Raw genomic sequence first — 23682 nt, 5'->3', positions numbered from 1 at the left:
TGGTTAAAGCGGATGTTACACCAGTTTGTGCTCCACCAGATACTCAGCAATCTGAACTGCGTTGGTAGCGGCTCCCTTGCGGAGGTTATCGGCGACTATCCACATGTTGATGGTCCTGTCCTGCGTTTCATCGCGGCGGATACGGCCTACCAGCACTTCGTCTTTCCCGTGGGCATCTTTGGGCATGGGGTATTTGAGGTTGGCAACGTCATCTACCACCACTACACCTGGGGTTTCCTGCAACAGACGGTACACTTCCTCCAGGGTGAAATCCTTCTCAAACTCCACATTTACTGACTCTGAGTGGCCCCCGATCACCGGAATACGTACCGTGGTCGCGGTCACTCTGATAGAGTCATCGCCCATGATCTTCTTGGTCTCGTTCACCATCTTCATCTCTTCCTTGGTGTACCCGTTGGCCTCAAACACATCAATGTGCGGAATCACGTTCAGGTCAATGGGGTAGGCGTACGCTTTCTCGCCTTCTTTGCCGGCGCGCTCGTTCATTAACTGGTCCACTGCCTTCTTACCCGTTCCGGTCACTGACTGGTAGGTGCTCACCACAATGCGCTTGGCTTTTAAAGTCTTGTGCAGGTTGTTGAGCGCCACCACCATCTGGATGGTAGAACAGTTAGGGTTGGCGATGATTTTATCTTCAGGGGTGAGTTCAGAGGCATTGATCTCTGGAACCACCAATTTCTTGGACGGGTCCATGCGCCAGGCCGAGGAATTGTCAACCACGGTGGTGCCGGCCGCCGCAAACTTAGGAGCCATCTCCTTGCTCACGCTACCGCCCGCCGAGAAAATCGCGATCTGGGGTTTCTGCGCAATGGCTTCTTCCATCCCGATCACGGTATATTCCTTGCCCTGGAACTCCATCTTCTGGCCCACAGATTTCTCAGAGGCTACTAACAACAATTCGTCAACCGGGAAGTTACGCTCCGCCAGGACCTTCAGCATCTCGCCACCCACTAGGCCGGTGGCGCCTACTACAGCTACTTTCATGTATAAGGGTGTGTAAATTAAATTAAGCATTGGTGGCCCACTCAAAACACAACGCATTTCTCCTAGGCAAAAGGGAGCGCGTTTTTCACTTGTTTTCTGAGAATCAGGCAGAAAACGCACATCACCTACTACAAAGTAAGCCAACTTTTAACGTAAAATAAAGTACAGGCTTATCATGAGGCAATTCTTTCTTGCTTTTCTTCTATGGATAGCAGTTTTACCTACTCTTGAGGCGCAGATAATAGAATCCTTCTCTGACGGAGACGTCACGCGGGCACCTGTTTGGGTAGGGGACGTCAGTTTTTTTCAGGTGAACAGCGCGGGCCAACTGCAAAGCCAGGGGCCTGCGGTTACCGGAACCACGCTGCATCTGGCCACCGCAAACCATTTAGGCACGGCTACCCAATGGGAGTTCTACCTTCAACTGGGCTTCGCGACGTCTTCCGGAAATTTCGCCGAGGTGTACCTGGTCTCAGATGTTCCTGACCTGAAAGGGGCTGTACAGGGATACTTTGTGCGGGTAGGCGGCACCGAGGACGAGGTAAGCCTTTTCCGCAGAGACGGCAGCATTGCCACCAAGATCATTGACGGGCCCGACAAAACTGTTGCCGCCTCTAATAACCGACTATGGGTAAAAGTTACCCGCTCCGCCGCTCACGGCTGGACTTTGGAACTGGACGCCTCCGGTGCCAAAAGGGAGTACCAGGTGCAGGGCACCGCCCAAGATGCGCGGTATACCACATCTTCTTACGCAGGCATCCTTTTCCGGTATTCACAGGCCAACGCCCAGCGGTTTTACTTCGATGATTTCACGGTCAAGGAATTAGAAGGTACCAGTCTGGTCAGCGCCGAAGCCTCCAATGCCAAAACCCTTACCCTCACATTTTCAAAGCCGATTTTAGGAAAAGAGGCCCAAAACGTAACGCATTACCGGTTGAACGGAAATCTTATTCCTGAAAAGGTCCTCTGGCAAACCGATCATCCGCAGGTAGTCCAACTACAGTTCAGCCAGGATTTCATCACCGGCCAAAACCAAATCGAAGTCCTGCAAACGACTGATGCTGCCGGCAACTTGACGCAGAACCTGAAAGGAACGTTCTCTTACAGCCCGAAGGCGCAACCAGGCGACGTTCGTATCACCGAAATCTATGCCGATGTCAATCCTTTACAAGACTTGCCCGCCGCTGAGTTTATCGAAATCTATAATCGCAGTGATAAAGCCTTCAACCTACAAGGCTGGAAGTATTCAGATGCCACCAACGCTTCGGGTACTTTCACTCCTTATATAATAAGGCCCGGTGAATACCTGATTGTCTGCGCTGCCGCAGATACCGCACTTTATAAATCCTTTGGTCCGGTAAAGGGGCTTTCCACCTTTCCCTCGCTCAATGACAGTGGTGATGCCGTAGAACTGTTCAATCCCGAAGGCGAGTTGATTGATGTGGTCAGGTATTCCTCCGCCTGGTACCGCGATGCAGATAAAAGAAATGGCGGCTGGAGTTTGGAACTGACGGATGTGAACAGCCGGTGCGCCGGAGCCTCTCAATGGAAAGCCTCGGTGCATCTGCAAGGCGGTACTCCCGGGCAGGTCAACTCGGTGCGGGAAGTGGATCAGACACCGCCCGTGTTGCAGCAGATAGTGGCTACTACTCCTGATAAACTTCTGCTTTCCTTCAGTGAGCCTCTGGACAGTGTGCAGGCCGGGCAGGTAAGCCTGTACACTATATCTAATGCGATCTCAATACAACAGGTGCGGGTTTTATCACCCGATTACCGGGAAGTAGAGTTGACATTGGCCACACCTTTGCAGGAAAGCTTGCGCTATACGGTAACAGTGCAAGAACTGACTGATTGTGCCGGCAACAAAGCGGCTGCCCAGGTGCAAACGGTTCTTCTTCCGGCTACCCCGCACAAAGGCGATGTGGTCATCAATGAAATTCTGTTCAATCCTCGGTCTGGCGGGGTAGACTTTGTGGAGGTTGTCAACAGGTCAGGAAAGTGGCTGAGCCTGCAGGATTGGCAACTCGCCAATCGGCAGGATGGCTCTGTGGCCAGTGCCCGAAAGATCAGCAGTCGGCAACTCTTGCTTGGCCCCGGCGAGTACCTGGTGCTCACCACTGATTCCGCCACTTTGCAAACCGAATATCCTAACGGGCGCTCTGATCGGTTCTTCGCCATGCCTTCCATTCCGTCTTTCCCGGATGAGGCCGGAAACGTGGTCCTGCTTTCCCCCGATAACACCCTAATGGACGAGGTAAGCTACCAAAGCACCCAGCATTTCAAGTTGATCTCCGATTCCGAAGGCATTTCGCTGGAACGCATCTCATTGGCTGATCCTTCCAGCCCTTCTAATTTCCACTCGGCTGCTACCCACGTGAAAGCCACCCCTGGCCACGAAAACTCCCAGGCCCGCAGAGCCCTTACTTCCACCGAACGGTTAACCCTTCAGCCCAAAACCATCACGCCAGACGGAGACGGGATTGATGATGCTTTGCTCTTGAAGTTCCTATTGCCGCAGGCCGGGTTTGTGGCAAAAGTCACTATCTTCGATGCCCAGGGCCGCTACATCCGCAAACTTTCCGCTAATACCTTGCTAGGTGCCGAAAGCGTGCTCCAGTGGGACGGCCTGACGGATGGTGGGTCCAAAGCCGCCATTGGCTACTATGTGGTGTTGGTGGAGTTGTTTAACCTGCAGGGGCAGAAGGAGGTTCTGAAAAAGACCGCTGTAGTGGGCGGGCGTTTCTAGGCTGTTTTTGGGGAAACAGGCAAAAAGCGCTTCTTAGCCGGGGGCAGGTTTGATTAACCCGCACAATTTCAGAATATTTGCGGTTTCATTTGCCGCACACCGGCGTAACGCTTTCAAGTTGGATATTCTGTACCTGTGCCTGTTCGCTTTTCTGGCAGGCTTGATTGATTCTGTGGTAGGAGGAGGGGGGCTTATCCAGTTGCCGGCGCTGTTTGTGTTTTTGCCCCACGTGGCGGTTCCTACTGTCTTTGGAACGGGCAAGCTTTCCAGCATTGCGGGTACCACAGTGTCTATGTGGCGCTATTCCAGAAACGTGGAGATCAACTGGAAGGCTCTTTTGCCGGCCGCAATTACCGCGTTCGTGTTCTCGTTTCTGGGTGCCCGCGCCCTCAGCCACTTCAACGCCGATCTGCTTCGTCCGTTGATTCTGGTGCTGCTGATTTCGGTGGCCGTGTACACCTTCTTCCGGAAAGACTTCGGGTCTATCCATGCGCCCCGGTTGGCTCCGGCTAAGGAACTCTGGTACGGAATAGGGGTGGGGTTGGTGATTGGGTTCTATGACGGGTTCTTCGGGCCGGGTACCGGCTCGTTTCTCATGTTCATTTTCGTGGGTATTTTCGGGTTTAACTTTCTGACGTCCTCGGCTTCTGCTAAAGTGGTGAACGTGGCCACGAACCTATCGGCTTTGTTATATTTCGGCTACAAGGGATATATCCTGTACCACATTGGTATTCCCATGGCCATCTGTAGTGTTTTGGGTTCGGTGGTGGGTACCCGCATTGCGCTGGCCAAAGGCTCTGGTTTCGTGCGGAAGTTGTTTCTGGTGGTGGTTTCCGGCATCATCCTGAAGTTTGCCTATGACACGTTCAAGCAGTATCTGTTTTAAGCCTTGTTTCTGAAAACATCTCCCAAACCGGATACTCACTTCTAAGTAAAGTTTTTGCCCCTATTTGAAAACTTCCGGATTTTGTAGAAGTTCGCACGCTATTTAACTAACTGGATTGATTTTGTTTAACTATTCTATGAAGCAAGCTCTTCGTAAACTCTCATTGGCGGCTTTGCCAGTGCTTGGTCTTTTTCTGTCTTCCCCAGCTGCCCATGCCCAGCAGGAGGTAGGTGAATTTGTAAGGGCAGGAAGAGCCGATGCAAACAAATTGCTGCGGGCTTACATTGAGCCGGCTAGTAAGGCTTTCGGTCACAGCTTAAACGGAGGTTGGTTTAACTCCGGAAAAGCGATGAAGCTGGGTCGTTTCGACGTGCGGGTTTTCGCCACGGCCGCTTTCGCCCCGGAAGAGGACAGAACATTTGATCTTGCCAAACTTGGGTTAAGCTCACAGGTTCGGTATGACAACAGCAAGTCTACCCTCACCCCCACCATTTTCGGCGATGACCAGGAAGGCCCTGAACTGAACCTCTACATCACAAATCCTCTCACGAAACAAGAGGAACGCGTAGCTACCATCAATGCTCCCCAGGGTTCTGGATACCACTTGTTGCCGGTTCCTATGGCGCAGGTGAGCCTGGGCCTCATCAAAGAGACCGAAGTAGCCGTGCGGTATTCGCCTAAAGTGAAGTACGATGATTTTGAGGGACAACTCTGGGGCGTGGGCTTGAAACATGGCCTGAAGCAATGGATTCCGGTGATCAGTATGATCCCCGGATTTGACATCACCGTATTTGGAGGGTACACCAACCTGAAAAGCTCCTACAACGGAATCAATGTAGAGTTGGCTGACGAGGATCAACCGTATGCCACTGCCCAGCAGAAGAGTGCCACTTACTATGATGGTCAGGCCGTTACCCTGAACACAAAGGCCTTAACCGGTAGCTTGGTAGTTTCTAAAACGCTAAGCGTGCTTACCGGCTATGCCGGCGTGCGTTACAGCAAAGTGGAAACTGATCTGAATGTGGAAGGGAAATACCCCATTGCCGCTTACCGTACTTCTCCACCCTACAGCAAATACGTGGAAGATATCACTGATCCTGTGTTGCTGAACATGAAGGATAACCAATGGGGCGTTACCGGTGGTCTGCGCCTGAAGCTTTTGGTCTTCTCTTTATATGGAGAGTACACCCTGGCAAAATACCCAACTGCTACAGCCGGTATTGGCATAGGATTCAATTAATATCAGAGTCATTGCTTCATAGGAAGGCCTCCGTCAATTGTATGACGGAGGCCTTCCTGTTTATAGGTCCTCCTGCCCAAACGTGCCGACCATAGTTGAATTGCACCTGTGTGGGGAAATGGAGATGGTGCTATGGTCCTGATGTATGTTTTAAGGCTGTTTTAAGAAAAAGAGGTCAAAAACAGTGGGCAACAAAAGAACAAAGAGTATGTCAAGGTTTCTTTTGAAAGGTTTATTTGGTAAGTAGTTCAAAGTGAGTGAGATATTGCCTTCTTCTTTCTTGTGTATTATTGTTGGGTTTCGCTTTTGCAGATAATACAAATGGAAAAGTGCTACTTCTTTGTTTGTTACTTTATGAATAAATAATATAAAATAATTTATTTGTTATTTCCTGTCAGAGGGCTCATTGCTCTAGTTAGAAGTCTCCCAAGGTATTAGATTTAAATCTGTAAAGTTAAGTAAATCAAGAAGTAGGAAGGGTGAAAAGGGCAGAATTGAGATTCTAATGAAATCTTGAAGGAGAATTGGCAACCATCCAGTATGCTTTGCTGAGGTTCGTTGAAGTGGAAAGCTGGGTAAGGTATATGGTTGAGATTTATTTTAGTAACATAAATTTTAAAAGATGTCTTTAAACGCTCTTTCAGTGCAAAGGTTTTGAATTTTAAAGAAAAGTTATGTTAAGAATTTGCTTGTACACCTTTTAGGTCTAAATTTGACTATCTAACAAAATAACTTTACAGACAACTTAAAATCACATGAAGAAAGCTTTACTATTCAGTTTTGCTTTGGTTCTAGCGCTAATAACACAAGCGTGGGCTCAAAGTAGAACTGTAACAGGACGAGTAACTGACGCACAAACAGGAGAGGGAATGCCTGGTGTGACAGTACAACTCAAGGGAAGTACCACCGCAGCGCCAACGGATGTAAATGGTGCCTATTCAATCAATGTGCCTACTGCAGGCGGTACTTTGGTGTTTTCGTTTATTGGTTACACAAACCAGGAAGTTGCAATTGGTAGCCAGACTACTATCAATGCGCGCTTAACCTCTGATGCTCGTTCACTAAGCGAGGTGGTAGTTACTGGGTACCAGTCTTTAACAAAAAGTGAAATTACCGGTTCTGTGGCAACTGTTTCCTCAGAAAAGATTGCCGATAGGCCTTTGCCATCAGTAGAGCAAATTCTACAGGGTCAAGTTGCTGGTTTGCAATCCGTTGGGTTCTCTGGGCAGCCAGGTGCAACCCAACAAATCAGGATTAGAGGTATAGGTTCAATAAATGCCGGGTCCAATCCTCTTTATGTTGTGGATGGGGTAATATTGAATACTGGTGATGTATCAAGACTAACTACAACTTCTAACCAATTAGCAGGTCTAAACCCTAATGACATTGAAAGTGTCAACGTCTTGAAAGACGCCGCTTCAACTGCGATTTATGGGTCTCGTGGTGCTAATGGTGTAATCTTGATTACTACTAAAAAAGGTAGATCCGGAAAAACTAAGTTTAATGCCAGTGGTGAATACGGGTATACTGAAATTGCTAAGTTACCGGAGGCAGGACAATACCTGAATTCTGACGAGTGGCTTACGCTTACCCAAGAAGGTTTGGTGAACAATGGCGGATATACTCCTGCAGAAATTCAGGCTAGGATTCTTGCTTTAGGAGGTGGATCTGGAGTTTATACAGATTGGTTTGATCTGGTAACCAGAAAAGGAAACCAACAGACCTATAATTTATCTGCTTCTGGTGGTGATGAAAGAACACAGTTTTATGTGTCTGGTGGCTATTTCAAGCAAGAAGCTCCAGTAATAGGATCGGACTTGCAGCGGGTTTCAGGGACCTTGAATTTAAGCCATAAGGTAAGTGACAAAGTGTCTTTTTTCAATACTTTGAATTTATCTAATGTAAATCAACATACTCCATCTAATGGAGGAGGTTTTTCAAATCCTGTTGGATCTGCCGCATTCTTGCTTCCAACGCAAAGACCTTATAATGATGATGGTACAATTAACATCAGCAGAGCAGGTACTTTAGGCTATACTGGTAACTTCAACCCTCTGTATCTGGTTGAAAATGACAAGCGTGAGCTCAGAAATGCCAAAGCCATTGGGTCAATTGGTGCTGAATGGAGCATCCTTCAGAACCTGAAATTCACTTCTAAAGTAGGGGTAGACTACACTAGTTTAGAAGAAGAGATGTTCTGGAACCCTTTTCATGGTGATGGTAGAACTGTCTCTGGTAGAGGTTATAACTACTTTACCCGCCTGTTTAACTGGATTGCCACAAATCAGTTGAACTACAGATTTAAGGTGCCTGGCTTTGAGAAAATAGGCGGAGATGCCACGTTAGCGTACGAAGCACAGAAATCTGCTCAGTACAACATTACTACTAATGCCACTGGATATCCAATTACAAATGCATTGCCAGCATCTGCCGTTGCATCAACTCCGGTTGCCGGTAATGGAAGTGGAAGTGATTATACCTTCAACTCTATTATTTCTGCCCTCAACTTGAATTATGAAGGCAAATACGTGGTAAGTGGTACCTTCAGAAGAGATGGTTCTTCCAGATTTGGCTCAACCAACCGCTATGGTAACTTCTGGTCTGTTGGCGCAAGCTGGAATGTGCATGAAGAAGCCTTCATGGAAGCGTTTGACTATATCTCTACATTGAAGTTAAGAACTTCTTATGGTGTAAATGGGAACGGTGACATAGGAAACTATACCTGGCGCCCAACCTTTGGCTACGGTGTTAACTATAATAGCGCTCCCGGTGGAGCCTTCAATAACTTAGGAAACATTGATCTTACCTGGGAGCAGAATAAACCTTTTGATGCAGGTATTGACTTAGGTTTCTTTTCAGATAGATTAAACTTGTCTTTTGATTACTACGAGAGAACAACAAGCGATATGTTGTTGAATCGCCAGATATCCAGAACTACTGGGTTCAGCTCTGTTCTTCAGAATATTGGAGAGATGAAAAACACAGGTGTTGAATTTACAATTAGTGGCTATCCAATTGACGGAGCGTTCAAATGGAATACTAACTTCAACATCGCCTTCAATAAAAACCGTGTAACCAAACTGGTAGATGGTGCTGATATCATTGATGGAGCATATCTAACCAGAGAAGGATATGATTACCGTACCTTCTACGTTCGTCAATGGGCGGGTGTAGATCCACAAACCGGTAATCCACAGTGGTGGAAAGATGCAGAGAAAACAGAGAAAACTACTGTTTACAGCCAAGCTGTACGTGTGCCATATAAGAGTGCCTCTCCTAAATTCTTCGGTGGCTTCAATAACACCTTCTCCTATGCAGGTGTAACATTAGACGCTTTGGTTGTTTATAACTTCGGTAACTACGTGAGAGATGGTTGGGAGGCTTATTTGATGGATGGTGTAAACCCATTGAACAACAAATACAAAAAAGTATTGGACAGATGGCAGAAACCAGGTGATGTTACAGACGTGCCAAAGTATGTCTATAGCGCTACTACAAGCTCAAACTCGTTCTCAACCAGATACCTTTACAAAGGAGATTACATCAGATTAAGAAACCTTTCTTTGGGTTACGACTTGAAACCTGAATGGATTTCTGGATTGGGCTTCTCAAAAGTTAACGTTTATGTAAGAGGCACTAACCTATTTACAAAAACATTTGACGAGAACTTGCCAATTGATCCAGAGGCTGGGGTGAATAGTTCAAGTAACTCAGATATTCCAATGTCAAAATCATTGACTTTTGGGTTGAATGTTAATTTTTAAGTAATAAGAAATGACTAAGAAGTATTTATATATGTCCATGCTCTCAGCAGCATTGCTTTTGGGTGGATGTAAAGATGAGTTTTTAAATCAAGAGCCATATACCTCTTTGCCCGTAGGCGATGCTATTGTTACAACCAATGATTTACAGGCTGCAGCAAATGGTATGTATAGCTCCCTGCGCTCCACTGGGGCATACGGGAGAAGCATTCCAATAATGGGTGATTTGATGGCAGACAATGTATTCATTGCCCCATCTAACTCTGGTCGTTATATTACGCAGAACAACTTTTCTACTACTGTTGCCACTGTAGAGGCAAGTGACATGTGGAGTGCCATGTATACTTCCATTCTGCGTGCCAATACAGTGATTTTTGCTGAGCTTCCTGCTGTTGCGGGCGCAGATCAGGCTGCAGTTGATCAACTAAAAGGAGAAGCGTATGCCGTGCGTGCTTTATGCCATTTTGAATTAGTGAAATTCTTTGCAAAACCATACACTGTTGATCCAAACGCACCAGGTATTCCTATTGTAGCAGAATTTAGCGCGTCTAACCCAACGCAATACTATACCAGCTTTAAGCCTTCCAGAGGAACTGTACAGCAGGTGTATGCTCAAATCCTTGCAGATTTAGAAAAAGCATATACCTTAATGACTGTAAGCAAAAGCTCTGCTTTCTTTACCAAGTATGCTGCCAAGGCTTTACAGGCAAGAGCGTATCAGTATATGGGAGATTTTGCCAATGCAAAAACTGCTGCTTTAGATGTTGTTAATAACTCAGGTTACAAACTAGTTACCTCGGCTAACTTTGCTGCTTATTGGGCTTCAGGTGCTGCCAGAACAGATAAGGTGGAAACTTTATATGAAATTGGCCTGGATGGAGTAAACAACAATGGTACTAACGCCTTAGCTTATCTGTATGACCAGAATGGTTATTACGATATGTTTGCAACAACTGATCTTTACAAAACTTATTCCGCTACAGATGTTCGTAGAGGACTTCTGAAAGTAAATGCAGCAGGTACAAAAGGTATTGGCACAGAGTCTTATGCGGTTAATAAGTACCCTAATACATCCAATGCTGCTGATAAAGACGATATTAAAGTTATCAGATACGCAGAGGTAGTGCTGATTTTAGCCGAAGCCCAAGCCAGAACAGGCGAACCTGCGGCTGCTTTAATAACATTGAATAATGTGGCCTCAGCTAGAGGTGCTGCCCCATACGTGTCTTTGGGAGATCAGTTGATTGAAGACATCCTTACTGAAAGAAGAAAGGAGCTTGCTTTTGAAGGCCACAGATATTGGGATTTCATGCGTTTGAACAGACCAATTCAGCGGACAGCAGAACATCCTGCGGCTGCAAGATTGATTGCGGTTGATAATGCTAGACGGATTCAGCCGATCCCGCAGGGAGAGAGAGATGCAAATCCAAATATTCAGCAGAACGAAGGTTACAACTAGTTTTAGTTAATTAGGTTAAAAAAACTCCCAGGTTGGTTTCAGCTTGGGAGTTTTTTTATGCCTAGAATAGGGCTAGGCCCTCTAAAATATTTACCAAGCTACTTACAAAGTAAAAGTTATAGTTATTTATACAAGATAAGTTTCATTAGTGCCTAATTGATGGTTGATGTTTAAACCATTGTTGCATTAGGAATTGTTTAGGCCTGCGAAGTAAAGCAGTTATTGCATCTAAAATTACAAATACAAATAGATTTGAAGCCTGATCCTTAAACCTAGTTTGTCATTTGTACTGCTCTAAGTGCAGTCCGGGTGGTGCTTTAACTTTGTGGAAATGGAGTGCTATAAATTAAAGCCTAAAATTTATTGTATAATTCATAATGAAAGCCAATTATACCAAATTCGAATTGAATCATGAAAAGCCACGAGTTTACTCCGTGGCTTTTTTGTGGGCAGGATGCTAGAAAGAGAAATAAATATTAGAAATAGGTCTAATTAAGCTATTTATTAATAGTTTATCATAGTAAATCGCTGAATTTAAATGGGTTATAAAATTTGGTTAGCTATTTTTAAAAAGCTGTTTTTATAATTTAAGTCTTTGAAAAATAAAAGAAATTTTTTAAAGACTTATAGGTCAAGATAAGAGTAGATATTCTCTAAGTTTTCAATGCAAGAAGGAAAACGCTTTTGATTACTCTCCCCACCTATTATGGTAACACCATTACTTTCAGCTACAAGAAAGTAGGGTTCTCCAACAACAGTATACTCACAAACCCTAGTCTAGTATGTAATAGCCTGGTGTGGATGACTCATGAGGTTAAAAGTGGTTCAAAAACATAAGATCCCTCAATTTTGCTTTGCCTTTCTTGTTAAGAGGGTGCGCTGTATGAACTAAGACCCCTTTAGAATATTAGTGTATTAAGTTCATTTTGACCAAAATGCTTCAAAACGCTCTTGGTTCAGAGGCAGAGTGTAAATAGTGAAGCTCTAGTACTTTGTCAAAGCATGCCTTAAAGCAGCTCTGGCTTATTCCTGTGTAGTGCCGGAATTAAGGGCGGCTAACTAAGAAACATATGCCCCTCCCTACTTTTGGAAGGATAATGAAGATTGCATGGGCTACACCTTTATAAATAATGATAGAGCCGCATCTAAATCCAATTAAATAAATTTTGTTACTTAAAAAAAATGGTTATGGAATACCTGTTCGGAGCGTTACCAAAAGTTTTCCACATAAAATAGTTGAAAAATATATATGGTAGCCTAATGAAAAACTAGATTATTAAATTGTTAAAATAATAGATTTATTTAATGAAATTTATTTAAAATTATTATAAGGTTTGATAAAATCTTAAATTAATGAAAAGCTGTTTTCTTCCATGTCATAAAACAGAAAAATAGACCTGTTGAATGGATGAAAAATAGTAAGAAGTAGAATGTTAAGAGTTTGTTAAAGTGTCTATTAACTCTATATTTGGTTATCAAACAATACTAACTTTTTTAACAAACCAAATCAAATGAAGAAAACTTTACTATTAAGTTTTGCTTTGTTGTTGATGCTTGTAACGCAAGTGTGGGCTCAAAGTAGAACTGTAACAGGACGAGTGACTGACGCGCAAACAGGAGAGGGAATGCCTGGGGTGACAGTTCAACTCAAGGGATCTACTACCGCTTCTCCAACAGATTTAAACGGAAACTATTCTATTAGTGTGCCTAATGGAGGTGGTACACTGGTGTTTACCTTCATCGGGTTTACAAACCAAGAAGTTGCCATAGGAGAACAATCTTCAATTAATGTTAGATTGTCTACTGATGCCGAAACCCTGCAAGAGGTTTTGGTGGTTGGTTACGGAACAACAACCCAACAATCATTTACTGGTACTGCCAAGGTGGTGAGTGGAGAGGCTCTTGATAGAAAGAATGTCTCCAACGTTTCTCAAGCATTAGCGGGGGAAGTAGCCGGTGTAAGAGTTGTGAATACCAGCGGTCAGCCAGGTACGGTTGCCACAGTTCGTATTCGTGGTATAGGTTCAGTGAATGGAAGCCGTGATCCTCTCTATGTGGTAGACGGTGTGCCGTTTTCAGGAAGCCTTAACTCAATCAACCCATCTGATATTGAGTCTACTACTGTTTTGAAAGATGCAGCAGCAACTTCTATCTATGGATCCAGAGGCGCAAACGGCGTAGTGGTAATCACTACCAGATCTGGCAGAGGAAAGAAATCTTATATTGAAGCAGATGCCAACTTCGGAACAAATATGGCCTACCTTCCACGGTATAATACCATTAAGTCTCCTGAGCAGTATATTGCTTTAGGTTGGGAAGGTATTTACAACCAAGGTGTTGCTGTTGGCAATGCAAACCCTACAAACTATGCTAATACAAGGTTGTTTTCTTCTGCTGGGGTAAGAGCTGGCTACAATCTTTGGAATGCAGCTAATGGTGCGGCATTGATTGATCCTACTACTAGAAGTGTAAGAGAAGGTATTACTAGAAAATATGATCCAGAAAACTGGGAAGATTATGCGTTCCAGAACTCTGCCCGTAAAGAGGTAAACCTTAAGTTTGGTGGCTCCAATGGAGGAACCAGCTACTACTCCTCTTTCGGATACTTAGATGATCAAGGATATTCAATCAATTCATCTTTTGACCGTTTGTCTGCCCGTTTAAATGTAAGACAGGAGATCAGCAAGTGGTTAACCGGTAACTTGAACTTCAACTACGCCAGAACTGAAACCAATAATAATGGCCAGACTACTGACTCTGGTAGTATTTTCTGGTTTGTTGATAACATGCCGTCCATCTATCCATTGTTCATGAGAGATGCAAGCGGAACGCTTATCACAGATCCTATTTTTGGAGGGAATCAGTTTGATTATGGTACTGCAACTGCCCGTGGTTTCGGTGGTTTAACCAATGCCATTGCTGATGCTACTTATGATACTAACAGAACAAACCGTAATGAATTGAATGGAAACGCAAGTTTAGATTTTAATATCATGGAGGGTTTGACTTTTGAGAACAGACTGGGAGCACAGTACTATAACAGTAAGTATGTAAACAGAGGAAATAAATTCTATGGTGGTTCAGCTTCTCAAGGTGGAAGTCTCTTTCACCAAGGCACTGAGTTGACTTCTTATAACCTGTTGAATTTACTTAGATATAGTAAGTCTTTTGGTCAACATAGTGTAGAAGCTTTGGCTGCTCATGAAGCTACAAATTGGGAGCAAAATGTTTCTACTGCTTCAGGATACGCTTTGGTAGACAACTATGAAGAGGATTTGAGCAATGCAGTTGTGTTCAACCCATCTAACTCCTACACCAATGAATATGCCCTGGAAAGCTACTTCGGACAGATAAACTACGACTTCAACAAAAAGTACTTTTTATCTGCCACAATAAGAAGAGACGGTAGCTCAAGATTCTTAGAGGACAAGTGGGGAACTTTTGGTTCAGTTGGAACAGCATGGTTGATTTCTAGCGAAGACTTCATGAGTTCTCAGACTATTCTGAGCAATTTGAAGCTGAAAGCAAGTTATGGTTTAATCGGAGACCAGGCAGGTGTAGGCTTCTATCCTGGATATGACTTGTGGGATATAGATCCACTTAATGAAAGACCAGCCTTTTCTTTCTTTGGCAAAGGCAATGCCGGTCTGACTTGGGAAACTTCTAAAATGTTCCAGACTGGTATTGAGTTTGGCTTAGGTAAATACCTGTCAGGAACCTTGGACTATTACATCAAGAATACAGATGCCTTGATTTTTGACGTAAGAGTTGCTCCTTCACAAGGATATGCTACAATTAAGAGAAATGCTGGTAATCTAAGAAACCAAGGTTTCGAATTTGATCTGACAGGTCACATTCTGAAAAGCAAAGATTACTACTTAGATCTAAGTGTAAATGGTGAAATCTTCAGTAACGAGATCACCAAAATGCCAATCAGTGCTGAGACAGGTAGAACTAAGGCAATTGATGTGCAAGCTCCATACGGATGGTCAGAAGGACACTCTGTTTATGATTTCTACATGAGAGAGTGGGCAGGCGTAGATTCTAAAGATGGTAGAGCTATGTGGAATGTTGTTTACAATGACTTAAACAACAACAACGTAGTAGATGCCGGTGAAGGTATTGGCAACCTGGCTGACTACTTAGATAAAAACCCTGAAGTGAGTGAAGGTAGCCTGAAAACAACCACTACCAAGACGTATGCAAGTGCAACGCAAAAGTATGTGGGCAAGTCTGCTCTTCCAGATGTAAGAGGTGCATTTAACCTGGCTGGTGGATTCAAAGGTCTTGAGCTGAACGTGCAGTTTATCTACAGCTTAGGCGGCTATGCTTACGATTACACCTACGCAGGATTAATGCACAGCGGTGTTGTGGGCAGCAACAACTGGCACCAGGACATCACTAGCAGATGGCAGAAAGAAGGAGACATCACTGATGTTCCTCGTCTTTCTAACAACGCAGATGCAAACGTAAACTCTTTATCTACCCGTTTCCTGACCAAGGCTAATTATTTAGCATTAAATAACGTGCGTCTTGGATACACTATCCCTGCTGCTATCACTAGCAGATTCGGAGTAGGCGGACTTTCTGTTTGGGTATCAGGTGATAACCTATGGATTAACACTGCCCGTGAAGGCTTCAACCCATCTACTGCAGAAGCTGGAGCTTCTGACACGTACCGTTATTCTCCATTATCTACTGTAACAGCAGGTTTAAGAGTTAAATTTTAATTAGAACCAGAATGAAAAAGAGTTTATATATAATGGCAGCCGCTGCTCTTTCATTAACAATGAGCAGCTGTGAAGAGGATTTCTTGGAGACAAAGCCAAGTGAAAGAACTTCCCCTGAGCAAATAGCCGACGCAGCTAAATTAGACCCTACTTTGTTGAATGGGTTTGTGGCAGGTTTGTACACTACTATGTTTAATACAGGCACAGGAGGAACAACAAACCACGATGATTTCGGTCAAAAAGGGTACGACATCTTTAGTGATATGATTGCTTCTGATGTGGTGCTAGCCGGAACAACCTACGGGTGGTACTCTGGGATAGCTAGATACCAGGCAACAACAGACTTTACTTTGAATGCAGGATACCAGCCTTGGCGGTATTATTACAGAATTGTTTTTGCCGCAAATACTCTTATTGAGATTTTGGGAGGAAATGATGCTGTTCCTGAAAAGGCGATCAATAAACACCAAATGGGTCAGGCAAAAGCAATGCGTGCTTATGCCCACTTCTATCTTTCGCAGTACTTTAGCAATGGCTACGGAACTGGAAATGAAAAAACCATTCCAATTTATTCTTCTTCAGCGTCTGACGCTCAACCAAGAAGTACCTCTGCCGAAGTTTATAACTTCATTGTCAAAGATTTGACCGAGGCAGTCACTTTGCTGGAAGGTTTTAACAGATCAGCCAAGAATGAAATTAATCAGGATGTGGCAAAAGGTTTGTTAGCGTATGCTTATGCAAGCAGAGGCAGTCAGGCTGATCTTCAACAGGTAATTGAACTCACAGATGAACTCATTGGAGGCAATTTCCGCTTGTTGAATCCAAATGAGGTAGTCGCGCAATTAGGAGCAAATGGCGAAGTATTAAATCCTGAATCTGGATTTAATAACGTAGCTAGCCCTAGCTGGATGTGGGGAGTAGATCTTACTGTACCAAATGGCCTTGACTTAGTTTCATATTGGGGGCAAATGGATATATTCACCTATAGCTATGCTTGGGCAGGTGATCCAAAGACCATTGATGTAGGACTATATAATGCCATTCGCGAGGATGACGTTAGAAAAGGACAGTTTGACCCAATCAACGGCGGTATTGAAGCTTTCTATAAGGAAGATGGCTATGGTGCCGGAGATATGGATTTAATGCCAGTTAACAAATTCTTTGACCCTAACAGAGTAATAGGTGGACAACGCGTTGTTGTGACAGATTATGTCTACATGCGTCTTGAAGAAATGGTATTGTTGAATGCTGAAGCGAAAGCTAGATTAGGCCAGGACGGTCCGGCAAGAGATATGCTGAAGACCTTAATGGTTAAAAGAATTGTTCCAGCAAGCTATGCAGCCTATGAAAGCCAACTGGATGGTTTAAGCGGTCAAGCTCTCTTGGATGAAATCTATCTTCAAACCCGTATTGAACTTTGGGGAGAAGGTAAAACCTATTTGGCTATGAAGAGGCTTAAGAAGAGTGTTACTAGAGGAAGCAACCATCTATTCTTCCAAGGGCAAACTTACGCTTGGGATTCTGATGAGTTAACCTTTAACATTCCTCAAAATGAGGTTGTTAACAACCCAGTGCTTAACCAATAGTAAATTGATATAAGAAATGTAGAAGGTTTATCCTTCTGGAATTCTACTCCAAATTTTCTTTTCAAAAAGGGCTGCTCTTTAAGAGCAGCCCTTTTTTTTAATGGTGGTTCTTAAAAGGAGAATCGGGAATGATAATTTCACCCTTATGAACTCCCAAGCAGTCTAAAGTTTGGGAATTTATATGGATGGAGATCAAAGCAGGCCATTCTTTTAAATTTGTCTTCGGTTCAAAAAGAAAACCGTGATCTGCTTTTATGTGACACGCTTAGGGCAACCTATTCATAGAATTGAAGGTGAGGAGGTCACTTACTAATTTTAATGTTTATAATCTGACAGAAAAAGGTTAATTATAAGGATAGTTATTTCTGTTAATCAGCTCTGTTTATCCTACTCTTAAAATCTCATTGCATGCCAACACAAACAAAGAAAGTTTTTACCCTAGTTACCTCCGGCTTACTCATTTTTGTTTCCGGGGCGTTTTTCGGAAAACAGGCCCAAATGGAGAAGATCACGGTTCCCATGGTGCAGAGTGCCCAAAAATTGCTGGGGCTCTCCTTCACCAATGCACAGTTGGACACTGCCTTAACAGAACTTACCGACCTGCGCGGTAGCTATACCCGCCTGCGGGAAGTAAAACTGGAGAACAGTGTAGCGCCTGCGTTACAATTTAACCCGTTGCCGGTTGGCTTCACCTTTGCCAAGGAGAAAGGTAAGTTCAAGCCCTCTGAGGTGAAGAAAGTAGAGCTTCCGGCGAACAGAGAAGACTTGGCGTACTATTCTGTCAGGGAACTGGCGGAGCTCTTGAAAACGAAGAAGATTACCTCAGTGGAGTTAACCCAGTTCTATCTGGATCGCCTCAAAAAGTACAACCCCAAACTGCAGTGTGTGACTTCCTTCACCGAGGAAATGGCCATGCAGCAGGCAAAACAAGCCGATGCCGAGATCAAAGCCGGTAAATACAAAGGGCTCTTGCATGGCATCCCTTATGGGGCGAAAGACCTCTTGAGCACCAAAGGGTATAAAACAACCTGGGGATCGGTTCCTTACAAAGACCAGGTCATAGACGAAGATGCCACCGTGATTGTGAAGCTGAGGGAGGCCGGCGCAGTTTTGGTTGCCAAGATGACTTTAGGTGAACTGGCCATGGGCGACGTGTGGTACGGCGGCAAAACAAAAACACCTTGGGATATTAAAAGAGGATCAAGCGGTTCCTCGGCAGGATCGGCTTCTGCCGTGGCGGCGGGTTTGCTGCCCTTCGCCATCGGAACCGAAACCCTGGGCTCCATTGTGTCTCCTTCTTCGGCATGCGGCACTACGGGGTTACGCCCCACGTACGGTCGGGTTAGCCGCCAAGGGGCCATGGCGTTAAGTTGGTCCATGGACAAGATTGGCCCCATTGCCAGAACAGTGGAAGACTGCGCCATTGTGTTTAATGCGATCTATGGACCAGACGGGAAAGACCAGACGGTGTATGACGCTTCCTTTAACTATGACGCCAAACAAGACCTGAAGAAACTCCGGATTGGGTACCTGAAAACCGACTTCGACCGCGATTATCCCACCAAAGCACAGGACCAGGCCACCTTGGAGGCACTGCGGAAAGCCGGGCACGAACTCATTCCCATTGAACTGCCGAAATTGCCCGTGAATGACCTTATCCTCACCATTTCGGTGGAAGGGGCGGCAGCCTTTGATGAAATCACCCGCAACGGCAAAGTAGATTTGATGGTGAATCAGGACCGAAATGCCTGGCCAAATACCTTCCGGAGCGCCCGGTTTATCCCCGCGGTGGAATATATCCAGGCTCAGCGGGTACGATACCAGCTGATTCAGGAGATGCACAAAATGATGCAGAAGGTAGACGTGTACGTATCTCCTTCGTTCGCCAGCAGCAACCTGGTAGTCACCAACTTGACAGGGCATCCGTGTGTGGTGGTTCCCAATGGCTTCAGTACCCGAAACCTGCCTACCACCATCACCTTCATCGGTAAACTATTTGGCGAAGCCGACTTGTTGGCCTTCGCGAAGGCTTACCAAGACGGAACCGATTTCCACAAAAAGCATCCTTCTTTGGCTTTCTAGCCAGTATTTACTGTTTTTGACCTATTTTCCTGAAAACAACCCTAAAATGCGCGTGAAATTGAAAATGCTCCTGAGCGGAGCCATGGCCTTGTTGCCTTTTTTCGGGAGCTATGGCCAAACCAAGCCAACCCTCACGGTAGAGAAGATCATGCAGGATCCTGCCCGATGGATAGGTACTTCTCCCAGTGCTATCTATTGGTCTGATGACAGCAAACAAGCCTACTTCCAATGGAATCCCGAGAAAGCCAGGCGTGACTCTCTATACACCGTTGGAGTAAAAAACCAGAAAGTAAGCAAAGTGCCTGCGGCGGAGCGCCGGAGACTGCTTACCCCGGGGGGCGTCTATAACCAAAAGAGAACCCAGCGGGTGTACGAACGCGGAGGAGACCTTTTTCTGGTAGATTTGAAATCTGGGAAGCTGAGGCAACTCACCAAAACCGTAGAAAGAGAGTCTTCTCCGGCCTTTGCCTTTGATGAGCAAGAAATCACCTACGTGAAGGACGGAAACCTGTACGCTTGGAGCATTGCCAACGGACAAACCCGGCAACTCACCGATTTCAGAAAAGGCCGGAAACCCGCAGATCCAGACTTTGTGAAGGACCCGCAGGAGCGTTTCTTGCGAGAGCAGCAGACCGATTTAGTGCAGATCATCCAGAAACGGGAAGAGGAACGGCGGCAGCAACGTCTGGCCCAGAAAGAAGCCTCCAGAAACCGGCCCAGGGAAATCTACCTTGAAGACAAAACGGTAGACAATATCATATTGAGCCCCGATGAGCGGTTCATCACCTATCGGTTGGTAACCAGGCCGGCCAACAGCAAGGTTGCGCAGGTACCAAACTATGTGACTTCCTCGGGCTACACCGAGGATATCCCTACCAGAACCAAGGTTGGCGATGACCAGGCTACCTATGAACTTGGGCTGTATGACCTGAAGGCAGACACCACGTACCTCGTTTCTTTCAAGACGCTACCGGGCATTCAGGAAAAGCCTTCTTTTTTGAAAAACGGCCAGAAAACCGGCAAAGTAGATTCGGCACAAGCCAAAACAGAGACGAGAAAAGTTATGATGTTCGGGCCTTACTATTCCCCAGATGGGAAGAAAGCGGTGCTGGTAGCCAGAGCACATGATAACAAAGACCGTTGGATCATGACGTTTGACCCCGCCACCCGGGGAATTAAGGTGTTGGATCGGCAGCATGACGAGGCGTGGATCAACGGGTACGGCCCTGGCGAAATAGGTTGGATGCCCGACAATGAAAACGTGTGGTTTCTCTCAGAAGAAAGCGGCTATGCCCACCTGTACACTGTGAATGCTGCCTCCGGGCAGAAGAAGGCCTTGACCAGCGGAAAATTTGAGGTGCTGAACATCCAGATGAGCCAAGACAGGAAAAACTGGTATCTCACCACCAACCAGGTGCACCCCGGAGAGCAGCATTTCTATAGAATGCCTTTGAAAGGCGGCAAAATGGAGCAGATCACCCGCATGACCGGCGCCCATGAAGTGACCATGTCTCCAGATGAAAAGCATCTGGCTATCCGGTATTCCTACTCCAACAAACCTTGGGAGCTGTACCTCATGGAGAACAGACCCGGAGCCAAGCCGGTGCAGATCACCAAATCAACTACCCAGGAATTCAATGCCTATCCTTGGCGAGAGCCGGAGGTAATCACCTATAAAGCCACCGATGGAGCAGACGTACATGCCCGGTTGTACCGGCCCGAAGGTTCCGCTGCAAATGGACCAGCCGTGATTTTCGTGCATGGCGCGGGTTATCTGCAGAACGCCCACAAATGGTGGAGCACCTATTTCAGGGAATACATGTTCCACAACCTTCTGGTAGACAAAGGCTATACCGTCTTGGATATCGATTACAGGGGCAGCGCCGGTTACGGCCGCGATTGGCGTACCGGCATTTACCGGCACATGGGCGGAAAAGACCTCAGTGACCACGTAGACGGCGCCAAGATGCTGGTGGAGAAATACAAGGTAGACCCCAAGCGGATTGGCATCTATGGCGGGTCTTACGGTGGATTTATCACCCTGATGGCCATGTTCACCCAACCCGATGTTTTTGCCGCAGGGGCTGCCCTTCGGTCGGTCACCGACTGGGCCCACTACAATCACGGCTATACTTCCAACATCCTGAACGAACCTCAGGACGATAGCCTTGCTTACACCCGCAGCTCTCCTATTTACTTCGCCGAAGGTTTAAAAGGGGCATTGTTGATGTGCCATGGCATGGTAGACACCAACGTGCATTTCCAGGACATCGTGCGGTTGTCGCAGCGCCTGATCGAGCTGAAGAAAGAGAACTGGGAACTGGCCGTTTACCCCATAGAAGACCACGGCTTTGTGGAGCCCAGCAGCTGGACCGATGAGTACAAGCGTATCCTGAAGCTTTTCGAGGCCAATTTGAACAAAACGGGTCCAAAATAGAAACCGCCCTTAAAACAGAAAAGCCCGTCTCCTTGACGGGCTTTTCTGTTTTAAGGGCGGTTTTAAGAATTAAGGCTAAAAACGCCTGGTAAGCGCAACGCCTTGCAGGAATTCTCCGGGTAACTGTTCTGACGCTGGCACTACTCTCCAACCCATTTCGCGGTTCTTTTTATGGAGCTCGGGTACCAAAATCCCAATGGCGGCTCCTACGGTATACCCCACGATGTTATCCGATAAGAAATGCTTGCCGGCGCGCAGCCGTAAATACCCTACCGTAGCAGGAAATGCCGCCGCCGCTCCCCACACCACCGGTCGCCAAGGCGAACCTGGATGCAGATCATGAAAGACTTTCGCGGTAAAGAAGGTTACGCTGGCAGTAGCCGCCGTATGGCCCGCGAAGAAAGAATTTTCTGCATACTTGTGCAGGCGTTCCTCCAAAGGAGCATGGGTGGCGTAAACGTTGGGTCTTTTTCGGTTAGTGAGGCCTGCCGTTAAAGCATAGAGCCCTCCGGCCAAGGATATCGTCTCAGCATAGAGAAAGTAAATGTCTCTGGCGTGCGGGGTAGCAGATTTATCGGCTAAGAAAAGAAGGGGCAAGCCGTACGAGGTGTAGAAAAAGACATCGCTGGCGTCTTTGGCTTTCTTGCTGTAATTGCCTGCGGCCCAACGGTCAAACTTGTTTACCTGGCTTTTGTCAAGAGACATCAGGTCCTCCTCAGTCAACTGCCTTTTGTTTGTGAGGAGGGTAGACCCAGTAACGGCCATGGTTACCCCACCGGCAGTGATCAAGCCATCGCGCAGCAAGTCTGTGTGGTACAAGCGCTCGGGGCTTTGGGCCTGCACAGGAGTCCCTGCCAACTGCCACAACGCCACTAAGGCTAAAATACACCAATTGGGACTGAACAGGCGTTTCATCAAAATTTATATTGAAGACTTACCCCGTCCAGATTTTGCCCAAGAACCGGTATCACACTAGGAGAGATGGAGAGGTTACTGTTTTTCTTATGAAGCTGCGGCACCAGAATACCCACGGCAGCTCCTACGCCATAGCCTACCAGGTTATCGCTGAGAAAGTGTTTCCCGGCTTCCAGGCGCAGATAGCCTACTGCTGCGGGTACAAGGGCAGCCCCGGCCCACACAAACGGACGAGCTGGTGAGTCTGGGTTGTAATCATGGAACACTTTGGCCGTGAAGAAAGAGATAGTGGAAACCGCAGCTGTATGTCCGGCAAAGAAGGAGTTCTGAGAATTGGCTCTGGTTTTCTCACCGATCTCTACTTCGGGGCTATAGGTCAGTGGCCGAGCTCTTGGAAAGGCCGCCGAACCCATGGTAAACAAGGTTCCCGTGATAGACATGGTCTCTACGTACAGCGCCAGCAATTGCCCGGTATTATCGTTGATATCTGAGTCAAACAACAACAGAGCAGGGGCAGCTAGCGAGCCATACAGCATAAAGTCACTTACCTTTTTGGCGCTTTCACTGTGGTTACCAGCTGAGAAACGGTCAAAGCTGTTGACATCGCTTTTGCGCAGGTTCATGGCCTCTTCCTGAGTGAACGGGTCTTTCTGCTGCATCAGGTACAAGCCTAATCCACTCAGGCCCATGCCTGCCACGGTAATAGGAGCGTCTACCTTAAAAGAGGTTTTGTAAGGCGACGTGGATTGGGCAAAAGAATGCGTAAGGGTGAAAATACTTATGATAAGGGTACAAATGTGTCTTTTCATGGAGTAGATAAATGGTTTGATAAATA

The 23682-nt window shown here is 46.0% G+C and carries 12 protein-coding genes; 9 read left to right on the top strand and 3 right to left on the bottom strand.

Features of this window, described 5'->3' with window-relative positions; all coding sequences use genetic code 11:
• Nucleotides 1-15: 15 nt before the first annotated feature.
• Nucleotides 16-1005 carry an aspartate-semialdehyde dehydrogenase gene (locus tag EFB08_RS15370; protein WP_123127810.1) on the bottom strand — a complete coding sequence of 330 codons (990 nt, stop codon included), beginning with the start codon at nt 1003-1005 and terminating at the stop codon, nt 16-18.
• Between the two features lie 175 nt (nt 1006-1180).
• Here EFB08_RS15370 and EFB08_RS15365 point away from each other — a divergent pair, with 175 nt between their 5' ends.
• The 9 genes from EFB08_RS15365 to EFB08_RS15325 all read left to right on the top strand — a co-directional run bounded on the left by EFB08_RS15365 (nt 1181) and on the right by EFB08_RS15325 (nt 21932).
• A complete protein-coding gene (locus EFB08_RS15365) occupies nt 1181-3751 on the top strand; it encodes a lamin tail domain-containing protein (RefSeq protein ID WP_123127809.1) in 2571 nt (856 codons plus the stop codon).
• Nucleotides 3752-3869: 118 nt separating this feature from the next.
• Complete coding sequence (locus EFB08_RS15360; protein WP_123127979.1) at nt 3870-4637, top strand: sulfite exporter TauE/SafE family protein; 768 nt, start codon at nt 3870-3872, stop codon at nt 4635-4637.
• A gap of 136 nt (nt 4638-4773) precedes the next feature.
• Entirely contained in the window at nt 4774-5877 is a 1104-nt protein-coding gene (locus EFB08_RS15355; protein WP_125077751.1) for a DUF6588 family protein, read from the top strand.
• 755 nt (nt 5878-6632) lie between these two features.
• Entirely contained in the window at nt 6633-9641 is a 3009-nt protein-coding gene (locus tag EFB08_RS15350) for a SusC/RagA family TonB-linked outer membrane protein (protein ID WP_123127807.1), read from the top strand.
• A gap of 10 nt (nt 9642-9651) precedes the next feature.
• Nucleotides 9652-11097 carry a RagB/SusD family nutrient uptake outer membrane protein gene (locus EFB08_RS15345; RefSeq protein ID WP_123127806.1) on the top strand — a complete coding sequence of 482 codons (1446 nt, stop codon included), beginning with the start codon at nt 9652-9654 and terminating at the stop codon, nt 11095-11097.
• A 1511-nt stretch (nt 11098-12608) separates the two neighbouring features.
• A complete protein-coding gene (locus EFB08_RS15340) occupies nt 12609-15827 on the top strand; it encodes a SusC/RagA family TonB-linked outer membrane protein (RefSeq protein WP_123127805.1) in 3219 nt (1072 codons plus the stop codon).
• A gap of 11 nt (nt 15828-15838) precedes the next feature.
• Complete coding sequence (locus EFB08_RS15335; protein ID WP_123127804.1) at nt 15839-17413, top strand: RagB/SusD family nutrient uptake outer membrane protein; 1575 nt, start codon at nt 15839-15841, stop codon at nt 17411-17413.
• Between the two features lie 408 nt (nt 17414-17821).
• Nucleotides 17822-19495, top strand: coding sequence for an amidase (locus EFB08_RS15330; RefSeq protein WP_123127803.1), 1674 nt, complete (start codon nt 17822-17824; stop codon nt 19493-19495).
• Between the two features lie 46 nt (nt 19496-19541).
• A complete protein-coding gene (locus EFB08_RS15325) occupies nt 19542-21932 on the top strand; it encodes a S9 family peptidase (protein ID WP_317125604.1) in 2391 nt (796 codons plus the stop codon).
• 75 nt (nt 21933-22007) lie between these two features.
• On the opposite strand, the gene EFB08_RS15320 is transcribed toward EFB08_RS15325, so the two are convergent.
• Both EFB08_RS15320 and EFB08_RS15315 read right to left on the bottom strand, forming a co-directional pair.
• Entirely contained in the window at nt 22008-22847 is an 840-nt protein-coding gene (locus tag EFB08_RS15320; protein WP_123127802.1) for a phosphatase PAP2 family protein, read from the bottom strand.
• A complete protein-coding gene (locus EFB08_RS15315) occupies nt 22847-23656 on the bottom strand; it encodes a phosphatase PAP2 family protein (protein ID WP_123127801.1) in 810 nt (269 codons plus the stop codon). Before EFB08_RS15315 ends, EFB08_RS15320 begins: the two co-directional genes overlap by 1 nt.
• Between the last annotated feature and the right edge of the window lie 26 nt (nt 23657-23682).

Source organism: Rufibacter latericius (assembly GCF_003721515.1).
GTDB classification, from domain to species: domain Bacteria; phylum Bacteroidota; class Bacteroidia; order Cytophagales; family Hymenobacteraceae; genus Nibribacter; species Nibribacter latericius.
The sequence above is the reverse complement of the archived record's forward strand: the minus strand, read 5'-3'. Positions and strand labels throughout refer to the sequence as shown.

Bases quoted from the DNA above. Each gene is read 5' to 3' on its own strand.
- EFB08_RS15345 (WP_123127806.1), top strand. From the start codon at position 9,652: ATGACTAAGAAGTATTTATATATGTCCATGCTCTCAGCAGCATTGCTT.
- EFB08_RS15370 (WP_123127810.1), bottom strand. From the start codon at position 1,005: ATGAAAGTAGCTGTAGTAGGCGCCACCGGCCTAGTGGGTGGCGAGATG.
- EFB08_RS15340 (WP_123127805.1), top strand. From the start codon at position 12,609: ATGAAGAAAACTTTACTATTAAGTTTTGCTTTGTTGTTGATGCTTGTA.
- EFB08_RS15350 (WP_123127807.1), top strand. From the start codon at position 6,633: ATGAAGAAAGCTTTACTATTCAGTTTTGCTTTGGTTCTAGCGCTAATA.
- EFB08_RS15325 (WP_317125604.1), top strand. From the start codon at position 19,542: ATGCGCGTGAAATTGAAAATGCTCCTGAGCGGAGCCATGGCCTTGTTG.
- EFB08_RS15330 (WP_123127803.1), top strand. From the start codon at position 17,822: ATGCCAACACAAACAAAGAAAGTTTTTACCCTAGTTACCTCCGGCTTA.
- EFB08_RS15315 (WP_123127801.1), bottom strand. From the start codon at position 23,656: ATGAAAAGACACATTTGTACCCTTATCATAAGTATTTTCACCCTTACG.
- EFB08_RS15355 (WP_125077751.1), top strand. From the start codon at position 4,774: ATGAAGCAAGCTCTTCGTAAACTCTCATTGGCGGCTTTGCCAGTGCTT.
- EFB08_RS15335 (WP_123127804.1), top strand. From the start codon at position 15,839: ATGAAAAAGAGTTTATATATAATGGCAGCCGCTGCTCTTTCATTAACA.
- EFB08_RS15320 (WP_123127802.1), bottom strand. From the start codon at position 22,847: ATGAAACGCCTGTTCAGTCCCAATTGGTGTATTTTAGCCTTAGTGGCG.
- EFB08_RS15365 (WP_123127809.1), top strand. From the start codon at position 1,181: ATGAGGCAATTCTTTCTTGCTTTTCTTCTATGGATAGCAGTTTTACCT.